The sequence below is a fragment of the Mesorhizobium sp. M0898 genome (assembly GCF_040319695.1).
In the GTDB taxonomy this organism is placed as follows: domain Bacteria; phylum Pseudomonadota; class Alphaproteobacteria; order Rhizobiales; family Rhizobiaceae; genus Mesorhizobium.
Map to the genome: position 1 here is coordinate 65,709 of NZ_JAMYOE010000006.1, position 17,191 is coordinate 82,899.

Annotated in this window: 16 protein-coding genes; 15 read left to right on the forward strand and 1 reads right to left on the reverse strand. The window is 62.4% G+C overall.

Translation table 11 applies throughout. From position 1 onward, the window contains the following. The first annotated feature begins 61 nt into the window (after positions 1–61). The 8 genes from miaB to trmB all read left to right on the forward strand — a co-directional run bounded on the left by miaB (position 62) and on the right by trmB (position 9,015). A complete protein-coding gene (gene miaB / locus NKH90_RS10120) occupies positions 62–1,471 on the forward strand; it encodes a tRNA (N6-isopentenyl adenosine(37)-C2)-methylthiotransferase MiaB (RefSeq protein WP_352819220.1) in 1,410 nt (469 codons plus the stop codon). A gap of 26 nt (positions 1,472–1,497) precedes the next feature. Beyond that, positions 1,498–2,547 (forward strand): PhoH family protein, encoded by a 1,050-nt coding sequence (locus NKH90_RS10125; RefSeq protein ID WP_352541253.1) that lies wholly within the window; start codon positions 1,498–1,500, stop codon positions 2,545–2,547. A gap of 17 nt (positions 2,548–2,564) precedes the next feature. Beyond that, positions 2,565–3,062, forward strand: coding sequence for an rRNA maturation RNase YbeY (gene ybeY, locus NKH90_RS10130; RefSeq protein WP_352470060.1), 498 nt, complete (start codon positions 2,565–2,567; stop codon positions 3,060–3,062). A 28-nt stretch (positions 3,063–3,090) separates the two neighbouring features. Beyond that, a complete protein-coding gene (locus NKH90_RS10135) occupies positions 3,091–4,164 on the forward strand; it encodes a hemolysin family protein (protein WP_352819222.1) in 1,074 nt (357 codons plus the stop codon). A 375-nt stretch (positions 4,165–4,539) separates the two neighbouring features. After that, positions 4,540–6,126 (forward strand): apolipoprotein N-acyltransferase, encoded by a 1,587-nt coding sequence (gene lnt, locus NKH90_RS10140; protein ID WP_352819224.1) that lies wholly within the window; start codon positions 4,540–4,542, stop codon positions 6,124–6,126. A gap of 137 nt (positions 6,127–6,263) precedes the next feature. Continuing rightward, on the forward strand, positions 6,264–6,683 hold the full coding sequence (locus NKH90_RS10145) for a helix-turn-helix domain-containing protein (RefSeq protein WP_023676895.1): 420 nt from the start codon (positions 6,264–6,266) through the stop codon (positions 6,681–6,683). 329 nt (positions 6,684–7,012) lie between these two features. Then, on the forward strand, positions 7,013–8,302 hold the full coding sequence (metK, locus tag NKH90_RS10150) for a methionine adenosyltransferase (protein ID WP_023676896.1): 1,290 nt from the start codon (positions 7,013–7,015) through the stop codon (positions 8,300–8,302). An 11-nt stretch (positions 8,303–8,313) separates the two neighbouring features. After that, positions 8,314–9,015 carry a tRNA (guanine(46)-N(7))-methyltransferase TrmB gene (trmB, locus tag NKH90_RS10155; protein ID WP_352819226.1) on the forward strand — a complete coding sequence of 234 codons (702 nt, stop codon included), beginning with the start codon at positions 8,314–8,316 and terminating at the stop codon, positions 9,013–9,015. 60 nt (positions 9,016–9,075) lie between these two features. Here trmB and NKH90_RS10160 read toward each other — a convergent pair whose 3' ends face one another. Continuing rightward, a complete protein-coding gene (locus tag NKH90_RS10160) occupies positions 9,076–9,240 on the reverse strand; it encodes a hypothetical protein (RefSeq protein WP_352448601.1) in 165 nt (54 codons plus the stop codon). Positions 9,241–9,521: 281 nt separating this feature from the next. Here NKH90_RS10160 and rimP point away from each other — a divergent pair, with 281 nt between their 5' ends. The 7 genes from rimP (at position 9,522) to truB (ending at position 17,122) form a co-directional block, all read left to right on the forward strand. Beyond that, on the forward strand, positions 9,522–10,154 hold the full coding sequence (gene rimP / locus NKH90_RS10165) for a ribosome maturation factor RimP (RefSeq protein ID WP_023676900.1): 633 nt from the start codon (positions 9,522–9,524) through the stop codon (positions 10,152–10,154). Positions 10,155–10,201: 47 nt separating this feature from the next. Continuing rightward, positions 10,202–11,797, forward strand: coding sequence for a transcription termination factor NusA (gene nusA, locus NKH90_RS10170; RefSeq protein ID WP_023676901.1), 1,596 nt, complete (start codon positions 10,202–10,204; stop codon positions 11,795–11,797). Positions 11,798–11,835: 38 nt separating this feature from the next. Continuing rightward, positions 11,836–12,486: an RNA-binding protein gene (locus NKH90_RS10175; protein WP_352470189.1), complete on the forward strand. Its 651-nt coding sequence runs from the start codon at positions 11,836–11,838 to the stop codon at positions 12,484–12,486. Then, positions 12,483–15,050, forward strand: a complete 2,568-nt coding sequence (infB, locus tag NKH90_RS10180) for a translation initiation factor IF-2 (protein ID WP_352819228.1) — start codon at positions 12,483–12,485, stop codon at positions 15,048–15,050. The genes NKH90_RS10175 and infB overlap by 4 nt, the downstream gene beginning before the upstream one ends. Positions 15,051–15,066: 16 nt before the next feature. Continuing rightward, positions 15,067–15,639 carry a hypothetical protein gene (locus tag NKH90_RS10185; protein ID WP_352819230.1) on the forward strand — a complete coding sequence of 191 codons (573 nt, stop codon included), beginning with the start codon at positions 15,067–15,069 and terminating at the stop codon, positions 15,637–15,639. 104 nt (positions 15,640–15,743) lie between these two features. Beyond that, positions 15,744–16,169, forward strand: coding sequence for a 30S ribosome-binding factor RbfA (gene rbfA, locus NKH90_RS10190; protein ID WP_352541264.1), 426 nt, complete (start codon positions 15,744–15,746; stop codon positions 16,167–16,169). Then, on the forward strand, positions 16,169–17,122 hold the full coding sequence (truB, locus tag NKH90_RS10195) for a tRNA pseudouridine(55) synthase TruB (protein WP_352541265.1): 954 nt from the start codon (positions 16,169–16,171) through the stop codon (positions 17,120–17,122). The genes rbfA and truB overlap by 1 nt, the downstream gene beginning before the upstream one ends. Positions 17,123–17,191 lie beyond the last annotated feature (69 nt).

Below are 17,191 nucleotides of genomic sequence, written 5' to 3' on the forward strand. Positions count from 1 at the left end.
TGCGCAGCTACCGGCCAGATTCGTCTGTTTTTTGTCGGGGAAAGGCGCTAGAAGCCGCGAAATGGAATTGAACACGATAGAACGCGACGACATCGGCGCTGCCGCCGAAAACCTGGTCGTTCCGCCTGCCGCGACCAGAAAGGTCTTCGTCAAGACCTATGGCTGCCAGATGAACGTCTACGATTCGCAGCGCATGACCGATGCTCTGGCGGCCGACGGCTATGCCGCGACAGACGCCATCGGCGAGGCCGATCTGGTGCTGCTCAACACCTGTCACATCCGCGAGAAAGCGGCGGAAAAGGTCTATTCCGAACTTGGGCGCATCCGTGAGCTGAAGGCGGAACGTGCCAAGGCCGGGCGCGAAATGCTGGTCGGCGTCGCCGGCTGCGTGGCGCAGGCCGAGGGTGCCGAGATCATCCGCCGCTCGCCGGCCGTCGATCTGGTCATCGGTCCGCAGACCTACCACCGGCTGCCCGGGGTGCTGGCGAGGGCGCGGAGCGGCGAAAAGATCGTCGAGACCGACTATGCCGTCGAGGACAAGTTCGAGCATCTGCCGCAGCCGAAGCGCGCCGAACTGATCAGGCGCGGCGTGACGGCGTTCTTGACCGTTCAGGAAGGCTGCGACAAGTTCTGCACCTTCTGTGTCGTGCCCTATACGCGCGGCTCGGAAGTCTCGCGGCCGGTCGCACAGATCGTCGCCGAGGCCGAGCGCCTGGCGGATGCCGGCGTGCGCGAGGTGACGCTGCTCGGCCAGAACGTCAACGCCTGGCACGGAAGAGGTGAAGACGGCGAGGAATGGGGCCTTGGCCGGCTGCTGTTCAGGCTGGCAGAGATTCCAGGTCTGGCGCGGCTGCGCTACACGACCAGCCATCCGCGCGACATGGACGATGAATTGATCGCCGCCCATCGTGATTTGCCGACGCTGATGCCCTATCTACATTTACCGGTGCAATCCGGCTCCGACCGCATACTCAAGGCGATGAACCGCAGGCATATGGCCAAGGACTATCTGACGTTGATCGACCGCATCCGTGCCGCACGGAACGACATCGCACTGTCCGGCGATTTTATTGTCGGCTTTCCCGGTGAGACGGAAGCGGATTTCGAGGCGACGATGCAGTTGGTCGAAGACGTCAACTATGCCTCGGCCTTCTCGTTCAAATATTCTCCGCGCCCCGGCACGCCGGGCGCGGAGATGGGCGATCACGTGCCGGAGGCCGTCAAGGACGAGCGCCTGCAGCGGCTGCAGGCGCTGCTTCTGAAACAGCAGCAGCATTTCGGCGCAAGCCTGGTCGGCAGGGCTATCGACACGCTGATCGAAAAGCCTGGCCGCCAGGCCGGCCAGAAGGTTGGCCGCTCGCCGTGGCTGCAGCCGGTTATTGTTGATGAAAAGGCCGGCGAAATCGGTGACATTATCCAGGTACGAATCACGAAGACGGGCTACAACAGCCTGTTCGCCGAATTGGCCTGAAGGCCTCGGCAGATGAGGAGAGACGGTTGAGCGCTGCTGAAGTCAAGAACCTGCCCCAGAACCTACCCTCCGGGGCCTCGGATATCGCGCACATCGTACTGACTTTCGACAATAACAAGCTTGCCAGCGCCCTTTACGGCCAGTTCGACGAGAATCTGGCCAGGCTCGAGCAGAAGCTCGGCGTTGACATCCGCTCGCGTGGCAACCAATTGACCATCAAGGGCTCTTCCTCGGCCGCCGAGCAGGCGCGCCGCGCCTTGGACAATCTTTACGGCATTCTGCAGAAAGGCACCGATATCGGCCAGTCCGATGTCGACGGCGCCGTGCGCATGGCGATCGCCACCGACGACCAGCTGACGCTGCCGACGCTGGAGCGCAAGGGCAAGGTGTCCGCCGCCCAGATATCGACGCGCAAGAAGACCATCTATGCCCGCTCGCTCAACCAGGACGCCTATATGCGCGCGCTGGAGCGGTCGGAACTCGTCTTCGGCATCGGCCCGGCCGGCACCGGAAAGACCTATCTGGCGGTGGCGCATGCGGCAATGCTGCTCGAACGTGGCATGGTCGAACGGATCGTGCTGTCGCGCCCTGCGGTCGAGGCCGGTGAACGGCTTGGCTTTCTGCCGGGTGACATGAAGGAGAAGGTCGATCCCTATCTGCGGCCGCTCTATGACGCGCTCTACGACATGATGCCGGCCGACAAGGTCGAGCGGGCGATTGCTGCTGAGGTCATCGAGATCGCGCCGCTGGCATTCATGCGCGGCCGTACGCTGGCGCACGCTGCCGTCATCCTCGACGAGGCGCAGAACACCACGCCGATGCAGATGAAGATGTTCCTGACCCGGCTCGGCGAGAACTCGCGCATGATCGTCACCGGCGATCCGACCCAGATCGATCTGCCGCCAAACACCAAATCCGGCCTGGTCGAGGCGCTGAGAATCCTCGACGGCGTCACCGGCATGGTGACCGTACGCTTCAATGAAGGCGACGTCGTCAGGCATCCGCTGGTCGCCGAGATCGTCAAGGCCTACGACCGTGACGGCAAGCTGGCCAGGGGCTTGGGTGTCGAAAGCTGATACGATTATGCGGCCGCATGGCTGAGGAGCAAAAGGCGGGGGGACCGCTTCCCGTCGAGATCGATATCGCGATCGAGGCGGGCGACTGGCCCGACGAGGCGGCGCTGATGCGGCTTGTCGACCGTGCCGTCTCGGCCGCCTTTGCCGAAACCGGTGCGGACGGCCGTTCCGAGCTCAGCATCGTCTTTTCCGACGATGCCCATATCCGTACGCTCAATGCCGGCTGGCGCGGCAAGGACAAGCCGACCAACGTCCTGTCTTTTCCGGCTTTTCCGTTTGCCAGGGGCGGGCCTCTGCCGCCGATGCTCGGCGACATCGTGCTGGCCGCCGAGACTGTCGCGCGCGAGGCGGCACTGGAAGACAAGCCCATCGAGGACCATATCTCCCATCTCGTCATCCATGGCCTGCTGCATTTGCTGGGCTATGATCACGAAACGGATGCCGAAGCGGAACTGATGGAAGCGACAGAGCGCGCAGCACTTGCGAGGCTTGCCATTCCCGATCCCTACACGTAATTACAAAAGACCAATTGACCGGACGATGATGAACGACAAACCAGAGACTGCCGCCCGCTCCGACGCCGGCAGTGTGATCAAGCCTTCCGAAACGACGGAAGAGGGCTCGAGTCCGAGTACCACGACCGGCAGCTTCGCCAGCGAGGCATCGCCTGCCGGTCCTTCCCTGTTCGATCGCGTGCTCGGGCTTTTCAGGCACCGCAACGGCACCAGCCTGCGCGAGGAGATTGCCGGTGCGCTTGCCGAAACGGCGAGCGATGCAGAATCCTTCTCGCCCGGCGAACGCGCCATGCTCAACAACATCCTGCGCCTGCGCGAAGTGCGGGTCGAGGACGTCATGGTGCCGCGCGCCGACATCGAGGCGGTCGAGATCACCACGAAGCTCGGCGACCTTCTGGGGTTGTTCGAGCAGTCCGGCCATTCCCGCATGCCGGTCTATTCGGAGACGCTCGACGATCCGCGCGGCATGGTTCATATCCGCGACGTGCTGGCGCACATCACCAAGGTCGCCCGCGTCAGAAAGGGCAAGACGACCAGGAAAACTCCGGTCGCGACGGTTCTCGATCTCGCCCAGGTCGATCTGGCGCGCACCATAGGCGATCTCAGCCTGATCCGACCGGTGCTGTTCGTGCCGCCGTCGATGCTCGCCTCCGACCTGATGGGGCGAATGCAGACGACGCGCACCCAGATGGCGCTGGTCATCGACGAATATGGCGGCACTGACGGTCTCGTCTCGCTCGAGGATATCGTCGAGATGGTGGTCGGCGACATCGAGGACGAACATGACGAGGACGAGCCGATGATTACCCAGGCCGGCGAAGGCGTCTTCATCGTCGACGGCAAGGCCGAGATCGACGACGTCGCCAAGATGATCGGCGAGGATTTCGCCGCCGGCGAGCACGGCGAATATGTCGACACGATCGGCGGCATGATCTTCAACACGCTTGGCCGGGTGCCGGCGCGCGGCGAAGTGGTGCAGGCCATACCCGGCTTCGAGTTCCATGTGCTCGACGCCGATCCGCGCCGCGTCAAGCGCGTGCGCATCGTCGAGACCCTGAAGGGCGAGCGCCGCCGCCGCGCCGTCCGCACCGAGCAGGCTTAGACGTCGAGTTTCGGCAAGCGGTGGAACCGGTTAGCGTCTTAGTTGGCCGTTAGAGCCAACCCTGGACCATGGCTTGCAGCGAATGCGGTCCAAAGATCCGACACCGAAAGAGTTCCTTTCCAAGGCCGAGCCAGCGCGAACAGCAGGACTGCACTTGGGACGGAAACCATCAGCATGGCCAGACGCCATTGAGCAGCGAATGTCGCCTCAAGTGAATTGTGCTCCCGTGACGACCAGCATCATCGCATCGCTGGGCAAGGTCTGCCAAGGTCGAGGCCGAAGTTAATGCTCGGCAGCCCCAGCTGGGCGCTATTTGGAGCCAAGGCCGCGGCCTGATAAATCTTGCTTCCTGATTCGCACGACTCGGAAGCATAGATGGAGCGCCAGGCCGGCCGGATAATTCTGCTTTGGGGCTGGCGGCGCGCGCTGGTGGCGTTTCTTGCCGGCGCGCTGGCGGTTCTTGCCCAGGCGCCTTACGATTTCTTCGCCGTCTGTTTCGTTTCGTTTCCCCTGCTGGTGTGGCTACTCGACGGCGCGACCGGCGAAGCCTCGGACGGTTTTCTGCGGCGCTTGCGTCCGGCTTTCGCCATCGGCTGGTGGTTCGGTTTCGGCTACTTTCTTGCCGGTCTCTGGTGGGTCGGCTCGGCGCTTCTGGTCGAGGCCGACAGCTTCGCCTGGGCCTTGCCGTTCGCGGTGGTCGGCATCCCCCTCGCGCTGGCCCTCTTTTACGGTTTCGCTGCCGTGGTTGCCCGGCTGTTGTGGAGCAACGACATCGGCCGCATCGCCGCGCTCGCCTTCGGCTTTGCGCTGGCGGAATGGCTGCGCGGCTTCCTGTTCACCGGCTTTCCGTGGAATGCCGTCGGCTATGCGGCGATGCCGGTGCCTTTGCTGATGCAGAGCGTATCGGTGACCGGCATGGTCGGCATGGACGCGCTTGCGGTCTTCGTCTTTGCGCTGCCGGCGCTGCTTGCGGCGCGCCGGCATCTCCGCCTCGGCGCGGCATTGCTTGTCGTGCTCGTCGCCGCCCATGCCGGCTTCGGCTATATCCGGCTCGCCGCCCCCGAAAAGCCGGCCGCCCGCAGCCTTGACGTCCGTATCGTGCAGCCTGCCGTCGACCTTACGGAAAAATGGGATACCTCGGTGCGTGACCGCATCTTCGCCACCATGATGGGGCTTTCGGCCAAGGCGCCGGAACCCGGCCATGACAGGCCGCAATTGATCCTGTGGCCGGAGACCTCCGTGCCGTTTCTGTTCACCGAACGTCCGGATGCCCTGCCTGCGATCGGAGAGGTGCTCGGCGATGGCCAGATGCTGGTCGCCGGCGTCGTTCGCGAAGAAGGCGGCTCGGCGGCCGGCAGCCGTTACTACAACTCTGTGGTGGCGATCGACGAAAGGGGCGAAATCGTCGATGCCGTCGACAAGGTCCACCTGGTACCCTTCGGCGAATACCTGCCTTTCGCCGATCTGCTCGGCCGCTTCGGGCTTGAGCAGCTTGTTGCCGGTCCAATGACCTTCGCGGCGGGCAATGAGCGGCATCCGATCGCGCTGCCCGGCGGTATCCGGGCGCTGCCGTTTATTTGCTATGAGGTCATCTTTCCCGATCTGGTCGCAGTTGACGCAACGTCAGCCGAGCTTATTGTGAACGTCACCAATGACGCCTGGTTCGGCGACACGCCGGGGCCGTACCAGCACTTCAGGCAGGCGCAGATCCGGGCGGTGGAGAATGGGGTGCCCCTGTTGCGCGCGGCTAATAACGGCATTTCGGCCGTTGTCGACTCGCGCGGTCGCATCGTCGACGCGCTGGCAATCGATGCACGCGGCGCGATCGATGTGCGTGTGCCGATCTCCAACCAAGCCATCGTTTCCTCCGGCCAACGACGCATTAACGGAATGCTGATCATGTTTTTGCTTGCCGTTGCGGCATGCATTTTGAACGTAAGGCAAAGGCTACGGGCGAATTGACAGCCGACACATTAGAAACTCATACTGTAAGCGCCTGAAAATTTTCGAAGTCGATAAGGTCGTTCTGTTGGGGCACGGGCCGCGGCGTCGTTTGGGCAGCAAAATAGAAAAAGCCGGAAAAATTCGGCGAGGAAAAAATGACAGAAGAAAACAAGAAAAAGCCGAATCCGATCGACATCCACGTCGGAAGCCGCATCCGGCTTCGCCGCAATATGCTGGGAATGAGCCAGGAAAAACTGGGTGAAAACCTCGGCATAACGTTCCAGCAGATCCAAAAGTACGAAAAGGGCACCAATCGCGTCGGCGCCAGCCGTTTGCAGGCAATCGCCTCCATACTCGGCGTCCCCGTCGCCTTCTTTTTCGAGGATGCGCCCGGTCAGGAGCCCGTGGGCAACCGTGGATTTGCCGAGGATGCTTCGATGACCTCCGCCGTCGAATTCTGCGGCAGCCCGGAAGGCCTCCAGCTGAATCGCGCCTTCGTCAAGATCGCCGATGTGAAAGTGCGCCGCAAGATCATCGAGTTGGTGAAGTCGCTTTCCACCGACGAAGTCGATTGACTGGCCCGTGAAGAGTTCAACAAGGAAAGGCTCGTCGTAGCTGGGCATGCAATTTCTCGCGGCTGCGCGCATTGAGGGATGTTCATTCCGCAGATGCGCTAAAGCGCAGATCGATTTCGCTCGACTCGCTTCCTGGAAGCCGTTTTCCTCAGTCTGTTGCGCAAGGGCTGATCGCAGTGCGCCCTGCCGCCGTCTCGGGATGCAAGGATAATAACGTCAAAATTCATGCCAGAACGGCTGCATGGCTTGACTAGCGACGCCCGGCACCGTTAACAACTGGCGCGCCAAAATCGGCGGCCTGCCGATATTTTTTTCAAGAGGGGACACCCGTGACGCGGCACAATTACTTCTTCACCTCGGAATCCGTTGCCGAGGGCCATCCCGACAAGGTCTGCGACCGCATCTCCGACGAGATTGTCGATCTCGTCTATCGCGAAGCCAGAAAGACCGGCATGGACCCGTGGAAGGTCCGCGTTGCCTGCGAGACGCTTGCGACGACCAATCGCGTTGTCATCGCCGGCGAGGTGCGCGTCCCCGAGACGCTGCTCAAGAAGGACAAGGAGGGCAACGTCCTGAAGGATGCGGCCGGCCATCCGATCGTCAACCCGGCCAAGTTCAAGTCGGTCGCTCGCAAGGCGATCCGCGAAATCGGCTACGAGCAGGCCGGCTTCCACTGGAAGACAGCCAAGATCGAGGTCCTGCTGCACGGCCAGTCGCCGGATATCGGCCAAGGCGTCGACAACGCCTCCGACCGGCAAGGCGAGGAGGGAGCCGGCGACCAGGGCATCATGTTTGGCTATGCCTGCCGCGAAACCCCGGACTTGATGCCGGCGCCGATCTATTACAGCCACAAGATCCTCGAATTGCTGGCGGCTGCGCGCCATGAAGGCAGCGGTGATGCCGGCAGGCTCGGGCCGGATGCCAAGAGCCAGGTCACCGTCCGCTATGTCGACGGCAAAGCGGCGGAAGTGACGCAGATCGTGCTGTCGACCCAGCATCTCGATGAGACGTGGGATTCGAAGAAGGTGCGCAACGTCGTCGAGCCCTATATTCGCGAAGCACTGGGCGACCTGAAGATTGCCGACAATTGCAACTGGTACATCAATCCGACCGGCAAGTTCGTCATCGGCGGGCCTGATGGCGACGCCGGCCTGACCGGCCGCAAGATCATCGTCGACACTTATGGTGGGGCTGCGCCTCATGGCGGCGGCGCTTTTTCTGGCAAGGACACCACCAAGGTCGACCGCTCGGCGGCCTATGCGGCGCGTTATCTCGCCAAGAACGTGGTTGCCGCAAAGCTCGCCGATCGCTGCACCATCCAGCTTTCCTATGCGATCGGTGTCGCCCAGCCGCTGTCGATCTACGTCGACCTGCACGGCACCGGCAAGGTCGACGAGGCAAAACTCGAGCGTGCACTGCGCGCCGTGATGGACCTGTCGCCTTCCGGCATCCGCCGCCACCTCGATCTCAACAAGCCGATCTATGCCAAGACGTCGTCCTACGGCCATTTTGGCCGCAAGGCCGGCCGCGACGGATCCTTCTCCTGGGAGAAGACCGATCTCGCCAAGGCGCTCAAGGACGCTCTCGCCGAACCGGTCGCCGAAGCAGTCGCCGCCTAACCGCGGCGCCTATGGATCCGAAGGACCGGCCAAGCCGTGCGACCGAGGCCTTTTTCGGTCGCCGGCGCGGCAAGACCATTCGACCACAACAGGCAGCGGCGCTGGAGAGCGGCTTCGCCGCCTACAAGCTCGATCTGACGGTTGAACCGCCGGCCGACTTGCGCAGCCTTTTCGAAGCCGAAGTTTCGGCTGTCCAGCTCGAAATCGGTTTTGGCGGCGGCGAACATCTTCTGCACCGTGCTACGGCCAGCCAGACGACCGGCTTTATCGGTGTCGAGCCTTTCGTCAACGGCATGGCCAAGATGATGATGGCGGTCCGGAAGCGGCCGCTTGCCAATCTGCGCGTCTATGACGACGACGCCACACGTCTGCTGGACTGGCTGCCGCAGGCTTCGCTTGACGGCATTGATCTTCTCTATCCGGATCCGTGGCCGAAGAAGAAGCACTGGAAGCGGCGCTTCGTCAGCCCGGTCAATCTCGACCGCTTCGCGCGCGTCCTGAAGCGCGGCGGAAAGTTCCACTTTGCGTCCGATATCGATAGCTATGTGAACTGGACGCTCCTGCATTGCCGGGCGCACGACGCCTTTACGTGGCAGGCAAGCGAAGCAGCCGACTGGCACCGGCCCTATGATGGCTGGCCGGGGACGCGCTATGAGGCCAAGGCCATTCGCGAAGGCCGACGGCCCGCCTATCTCACCTTCGTGCGGAAATAAGCGGGAAATTAGAGCTGAGCACAAGGCGAGCGGGCCGAAGGCTCTCGGCGCTCACTTGGCTCAGAAGCGACGGATCTTGTCGAAGGCTGCCGGCTCCATGCCGAGATTGCGCAGATCATGCGCACGCGGCTTGCGACCGCTTTCCACAGCCCGCGACGCGGCTACGGCGCTGCCGAACACGCTAAAGACATCGCCTATGGCTGAAAAAAATCCACGATTGTTCATGATGGTACCCTTTCGAGCGCAGTGAGCGCTCCAATTGTGCAATGCAACATAGGTAGTCGTGCGTGGCCGGTGCTCAAAGGGGGATCACTGCATGGGCGCCATGCATTTGGCGCAGCGCTGCGGACTCGGAGCCTTGCCGTCATGCAGGACGGGCTTGAAATGAGGACCACGATCGTCTATATCAGCTTCAAATTCTTGGTCGGTATGACGAAGAGTGGGTCCACCCGGTCCCGCTCTTTTTTATTACCTGCCGACCAACAGAAATCGAGTGACAGGACCGAATGACAGTGACGGCAAGCGAAGGCGACGACCGCATCATCCGCGAAAGCGGCATCGATGCGCGCATCGCGCTGATCGTTCAGCCGGTACTGCGCGCCATTGGCTTCCGCTTGGTACGTGTGCACCTGTCGGGCCAGAACGGGCTGACGCTGCAGATCATGGCCGAGCGCGAGGACGGCACGATGACGGTCGAGGATTGTGAAGAGGTCAGCCGGGCGGTGTCGCCGGCGCTCGATGTCGATGATCCGATCGAGAAGGCTTATCATCTCGAAGTGTCGTCGCCGGGCATCGACCGGCCGCTGGTCCGCAAATCGGACTTTGCAGCCTGGACCGGCCATCTGGTGAAGATGGAAACGTCGGTTCTCGTCGCCGACCGTAAGCGCTTCAAGGGCAAGATCGCCGAAAGCGACGCGGACGGTGTGCTGATCGAGCGTGACAAGGCCGCTTACGGCGAGGAGCCGACGGTACGTGTTCCCTACGATGCGATTGCCGAAGCGCGGCTGATTCTGACCGACGACCTTATCCGCGATGCGCTGTCGAAGGACAATCGGGCGCGCAAGGAAGCCAGGAAACGCCGCGGCGAACCCGAAGACGCACCAGAGGGTGCGGAAGACGAAACCGAACAGGAAATGTGATTGGGCTGCCGGCCGTAAAGGTCGGCAACAAGCTCGGGAGAAAGAAGATGGTTGTAAGCGCCAACAGGCTTGAACTGCTGCAGATCGCCGATGCGGTCGCGCGTGAAAAGTCGATCGACAAGTCGATCGTCATCGCCGCCATGGCCGATGCGATCCAGAAGGCCGCGCGCTCGCGCTACGGCCAGGAAACCAATATCCGCGCCGACATCAATGCCAACACCGGGGAGATGAAGCTGCAGCGGCTGATGGAAGTGGTCGAGAAGGTCGATGACTACGCGACGCAGATTGCCATTTCCTCGGCGCGCGAGCGCAATCCGGACGCCCAGCTCGGCGATTTCATTGCCGAACAGCTACCGCCGATGGATTTTGGCCGCATCGCCGCCCAGTCGGCCAAGCAGGTCATCGTGCAGAAGGTGCGCGAGGCCGAGCGCGACCGGCAATATGACGAATACAAGGACCGTATCGGCGAGATCGTCAACGGTACCGTCAAGCGCGTCGAATACGGCAACGTCATCGTCGATCTCGGCCGCGGCGAAGCGATCATCCGCCGCGACGAGCTGATTCCGCGCGAAAACTACAAGTATGGCGATCGCGTCCGTGCCTATGTCTATGACGTGCGCCGCGAACAGCGCGGCCCGCAGATCTTCCTGTCGCGCACCCATCCGCAGTTCATGGCGAAGCTGTTCACCATGGAAGTGCCGGAAATCTACGACGGCATCATCGAGATCAAGTCGGTCGCCCGCGATCCGGGTTCGCGCGCCAAGATCGCTGTCATCTCGCGCGACAGCTCCATCGATCCGGTCGGTGCCTGCGTCGGTATGCGCGGCAGCCGCGTCCAGGCGGTCGTCGGTGAATTGCAGGGCGAGAAGATCGACATCATTCCTTGGTCGCCTTCGGCGGCGTCCTTCATTGTCAATGCATTGCAGCCGGCGGAAGTCGCCAAGGTCGTGCTCGACGAGGATGCCGAGCGCATCGAGGTCGTCGTTCCCGACGATCAGCTGTCGCTGGCCATCGGCCGCCGCGGCCAGAACGTCCGTCTTGCCTCGCAGCTCACCGGCTGGGATATCGACATCCTGACCGAGCAGGAAGAGAGCGAACGCCGCCAGAAGGAATTCGTCGAACGGTCGTCGCTGTTCATGGAAGCCCTCGACGTCGACGAGATGGTCGGCCAGGTGCTCGCTTCCGAAGGCTTCACCAGCGTCGAGGAGGTCGCGTATGTCGACTCCGGCGAAATCGCGTCGATCGACGGCTTCGACGAGGACACGGCTTCGGAAATCCAGACCCGCGCCCGCGAATATCTGGAGAAGATCGAAGCCGAGCATGACGAGAAGCGCAAGGCGCTCGGCGTCAAGGACGAGCTGCGCGAGATCCCCGGCATCACCACCGCCATGATGGTGACGCTCGGCGAGGACGGCGTGAAGACGATCGAGGATTTCGCCGGCTACGCCGCCGACGACCTGACCGGTTGGAAGGAACGCAAGGACGGCGAGACGAAGGTATTCCCGGGTGTGCTCGCCAACCACGGCGTATCACGCGCCGATGCCGAGCAGATGGTCCTGGCCGCTCGCCTGAAGGCTGGCTGGATCACCGAAGACGAGCTTGCCGCCGAGGGCGTGCCGGCTGACGAAACCGTCGGTGCGTGAGGTGAAACCGCATCGCACCGAACCCGCCCTTGGACGAGATGAACGATCGCACCTGCATCGTCACCCGCAGTCAAGCCGAACCGGATGAACTGATCCGTTTCGTCGTCGGCCCGGATTCGGCCGTCGTTCCGGACATCAAGAGAAACCTGCCCGGCCGCGGTTGCTGGGTGACGGCCGACCGCCTACATATAGAGAAGGCAGCGGCCAAAAACCTGTTTGCCCGTGCTTTTAAGGCGCAGGTGAGCGTGCCGGCCGATCTTGGCGGCATGGTGGACGCGCTGCTTTCCAGGTCCGCTCTGGGCATGCTTGGCCTGGCCCGCAAGGCGGGCGCTATGGCGCTCGGAGCGACCAAGGTCGAGAGCGCCGTGCGCGGCGGACTTGCACTTTTCGTGCTCCACGCGACCGAGGCTTCCGACGATGGCGTCCGCAAGATAAGCCAGGCGCGACGGGCAACCGTCCACCTTGGCGGGCCTGCGATCCGCGCTTACAAACTTTTCTCCGAGGCCGAGTTGAGCTTGGCATTGGGGGGTACAAATGTGATACATGCTGCCGTTCTCGCGGGAGACGCGGGCAGGGCGGTCCAGAAGCGCATGGTTGCGCTCGACCGATATCGGGGCGGTTCCCCGGACGATCTGGCAATGCTTGCGGCCGTTGCTGACGAAGATGATGCCGCAGAGGATATGGAATGAGCGATACGAAATCGGGCGACGACAAGACGCTGAGTGTTACGCCGAAGAAGACCTTGACGCTGAAGCGCCCCGGCATGGAACAGGGCACGGTGCGCCAGAACTTCTCGCACGGCCGCACCAAGTCGGTGGTCGTCGAGACCAAGAAGCGCAAGTTCTCGCTGCCCGGCGACAAGCCGGAGCCGGCGGCAGCGCCTGTGTCCGTCTTCACGCCGAAGCCGGTCGCGGCAGCGCCTGCCGTTCAGGAAGCTCCCAAGGCGCCTCCCCCTCCGCCGCCGGTCGAACGCGGCGGCATGGTGCTGAACGAGTTGTCGCGCCAGGAAATGGAAGCACGCCGCCGGGCTCTCGAGGGCTCGAAGGTCCGCGATGTCGAGGATCGCCAGCGCGCCATCGAGGAAGCCAAGCGCCGCAGCGAGGACGAAGAGCGCCGCCGCCGCGAGCGCGAGGAATCGGCTCGCCGTCAGGCCGAGGAAGAGGCACGGCTGCAAGCCGAGGCCGAATCCCGCCGCCGTGCCGAGGAAGAGGCGCGCCGCCGTGCGCCGCTCGCCGCCGAACTGGCAACAGTCGATGACGAGGAAGAGGTCAAACCGAAGCGGACCGGTGCCGGCGCACCAGTGCGCCGTCTGGTTACGCCGGAAGTGGCGCGTCCGGCCAAACCGACCAAGGGCGAGGAAGACCGCCGCCGCGGCAAGCTGACTCTGAATTCGGCGCTTTCCGACGAGGATGCGCGCGCCCGCTCGCTCTCGTCGATGCGCCGCCGTCAGGAGAAATTCAAGCGCGCGTTGCATAACGAGCCACGCGAGAAAGTCATGCGTGAAGTGATCCTGCCCGAAACCATCACCATCCAGGAGCTGGCGCAGCGCATGTCCGAGCGCGCTGTCGACGTGGTCAAGTTCTTCATGAAGCAGGGCCAGATCCTGAAGCCTGGTGACGTCATCGACGCCGACACGGCCGAACTCGTCGCCACCGAATTTGGCCACACGGTCCGCCGCGTCGCCGAGTCCGACATCGAAGAGGGCTTGTTCAACATCGCCGATCGTCCCGAGGACCTGCAGCCGCGTCCGCCGGTGGTAACGATCATGGGTCATGTCGATCACGGCAAGACCTCGTTGCTCGATGCCATCCGCAATGCCAACGTCGTCTCCGGCGAGGCCGGCGGCATTACCCAGCATATCGGCGCCTATCAGGTCGAGAAGAACGCTCACAAGGTTACCTTCATCGACACGCCCGGCCACGCCGCCTTCACGGCGATGCGTGCCCGCGGTGCCCAGGCGACCGATATCGCCATCCTGGTGGTGGCAGCCGACGACAGCGTCATGCCGCAGACGATCGAATCGATCAATCATGCCAAGGCGGCCGGCGTTCCGATCATTGTGGCGATCAACAAGATCGACAAGCATGACGCCGACCCGCAGAAGGTGCGTTCGGAACTGCTGCGCCACGAGGTGTTCGTCGAATCGATGGGCGGCGAGGTGCTGGATGTCGAGGTGTCGGCGACCAAGGGCATCAATCTCGACAAGTTGCTCGAAGCGATCCTGCTGCAGGCCGAAATCCTCGACCTGAAGGCCAATCCGGACCGCACCGCGGAAGGCGTGGTCATCGAAGCCCAGCTCGACAAGGGCCGCGGCCCAGTCGCTACCGTGCTGGTGCAGACCGGCACGTTGATGCCGGGCGACATTCTCGTCGCCGGCAACGAATGGGGCCGGGTACGCGCGCTCGTCAATGATCGCGGCGAGCAGGTCAAGGAAGCGCCGCCGGCAATGCCGGTGGAAGTCCTCGGTCTGCAAGGTACGCCGCTGGCCGGCGACCGCTTCGCCGTTGTCAACAACGAAGCCCGCGCCCGCGAGATCACCGAATATCGCCAGCGTCTGGCGCGTGAGAAGGCTGTGGCCAGGCATGCCGGCCAGCGCGGCTCGCTTGAACAGATGATGTCGCAGTTGCAGACCAGCGGATTGAAGGAATTCCCGCTGGTCATCAAGGGCGACGTGCAGGGCTCGATCGAGGCGATCAACGCGGCGCTCGACAATCTCGGCACCGACGAGGTGCGCGCCCGCATCGTCCATGCGGGGGCTGGCGGCATTACCGAAAGCGACGTGTCGCTGGCGGAAACTTCGGGGGCTGCGATCATCGGCTTCAACGTTCGCGCCAATGCGCAGGCCCGCGCAGCCGCGGCTGCGGCAGGCATCGAGATCCGCTACTATTCGATCATCTACAATCTGGTCGATGATGTGAAAGCGGCGCTCTCCGGCCTGCTCTCGCCGGAGCGTCGCGAGACCTTCATCGGCAATGCCGAGATCCTCGAGATCTTCGACATCACCAAGGTCGGCAAGATCGCCGGCTGCCGTGTCACCGAAGGCAAGGTCGAGCGTGGTGCGGGCGTGCGCCTGATCCGCGACAACGTCGTCATCCACGAAGGCACGCTGAAGACCCTGAAGCGCTTCAAGGACGAGGTTTCGGAAGTTCCGGGCGGCCAGGAATGCGGCATGGCCTTCCAGAACTACGAGGACATGCGCGTCGGCGACGTCATCGAGTGCTTCCGCGTCGAGATGGTGACCAGGACGCTGTAAAGCGCTTGGCACCGATATGGGCCAGGACGCTTCAAATCTGGAAGGTATGTTCCCTCTATGGGAATATACCTTCCAAACAAATGATACGCAGCTTAAACGTGCTGCGCGTTCGTTTTCCGACCTGCGGTATGGTCGATCCAGGCGTTGGATTCTCACAGGTCTTGCTTGGCTGATTTTGATAGCCTCAGTTCTTTTGATTATCTGGACATCTGCGTTGGCCGTCGCTCTGCTGGAGTACCTTTCAAAGGGCGTGGTCTCCAGTGAGACAATTTACGTTCTCGCCCCAATTGCGATGGGGACTATATATATTATAGTAGCTCGTAGTTTTTTTGGTTTCTTTAAAAGGAAAGTAAATAATAAGAAAATTGGCAATATCACCGAACCGGTAAAGATCTTCGATGGGTATGTTATTCAGTTTTTGGACGAGAACTCGATAAAGAATCGAAGGATAGAACGGGTGCAACTGAGCAACGACTACCTGTTTTTCCTCATAGATAACGGTACCCGTTTCGTTTTTATCCCAAGGGATGTCGTTCCCGCCGATGCGCTCGAGAAAATAAAAATCTGGGCAACTCAGGCTCGGTCGTAGAACGAAGACCTATTAAGGTCAGTTGCCCAGGGTAGCCAAACCTGCCCAACGGCGTTAAGTCAGCGGTTTGAGGCGGTTCGAACCCGCGCGAAGGAAGAATTTTCATGCCAAGACCACCATCGGCTGGCCCATCCCAGCGTATGCTTCGCGTCGGCGAGCAGGTGCGCCATGCTCTGTCGGAAACCTTGCAACGTGGCGAGATTCTCGATCCGTTGATCGAGAATGCCGTGGTGTCGGTCTCGGAAGTGCGCATGTCGCCCGATCTGAAGATCGCCACCGCCTTCGTCTCGCCGCTTGGCGCCAAGGATGCCGGCGTGGTGGTCGAAGCGCTCAACAAGCATGCGAAGTTCGTCCGCGGCCGTGTCTCCGGCGCGCTGCGGCAGATGAAGTACATGCCGGAATTCCGCTTCCGGCTCGACACCAGCTACGACAATTTCCAGAAGATCAACGAATTGCTGCACTCGCCCGAAGTGGCGCGCGATCTCAGCGCCGACGACAAAGACAAAGACGACCGGAAGGACAGCGAATAGTGGCGCGTCGCGGCAAGAAGAAGGGCCGGCCAATCTCGGGCTGGCTGGTACTGGACAAGCCGGTCGGCATGGGCTCGACTGAAGCCGTCGCCAAGATCAAATGGCTGTTCCAGGCGGAAAAGGCCGGCCATGCCGGCACGCTCGACCCGCTGGCGTCCGGCATGCTGCCGATCGCGCTCGGCGAAGCGACCAAGACCGTGCCATACGTCCAGGACGGCGCCAAGGTCTACCGCTTCACGGTTGCCTGGGGCGAGGAGCGTTCGACCGACGACCTCGAAGGCCCGGCGACCAAAAGCTCGGACCGCCGTCCGGCGGAAGCCGACGTACGGGCGCTGCTTTCGAAATATACCGGCGTCATCATGCAGACGCCGCCGCAATTTTCGGCGATCAAGATCGCCGGCGAGCGCGCCTACGACCTTGCCCGCGATGGCGAGACGATCGACATTCCGCCACGCGAGGTTGAGATCGGCCGGCTCGACCTGGTCGAGCACATGGCAGATCGCACCATCTTCGAGGTCGAATGCGGCAAGGGCACCTATGTCCGCTCGCTGGCGCGCGACATGGGGCGCGACCTTGGCTGTTTTGGTCACATCGCCGAGCTGCGGCGGGTCGAGGTCGAGCCGTTCACGCAGGAAGATTTCGTCACCTTGGCCGAGTTGGAGGCCGCCCGCTTCGGCGAGCAGGGCGAGCCGCAAGCAGCAGACGCGCCGATCGACTTCGGTACCATCGATGCCCTTCTGCTCGACACCGCCGCGGCGCTCGAATGCTTGCCGCAGGTTGCGATCAGCGACGATGCGGCAACCAAAATCCGCCTCGGCAATCCGGTCATCATTCGCGGCCGTGACGCGCCGGTAGAAGCGGAGGAGGCCTGCGCCACCGCGCGCGGCAAGCTGGTCGCCATCGGCGCCATCGAGCAAGGCATGTTCAAGCCAAAGCGGGTCTTTGTCGGGTAACAGCTGTCGCCCGGCGCATGATCTCCAAACCGGATTCTATTTTGGGAAAGGATCATGCGCTAAATCAAC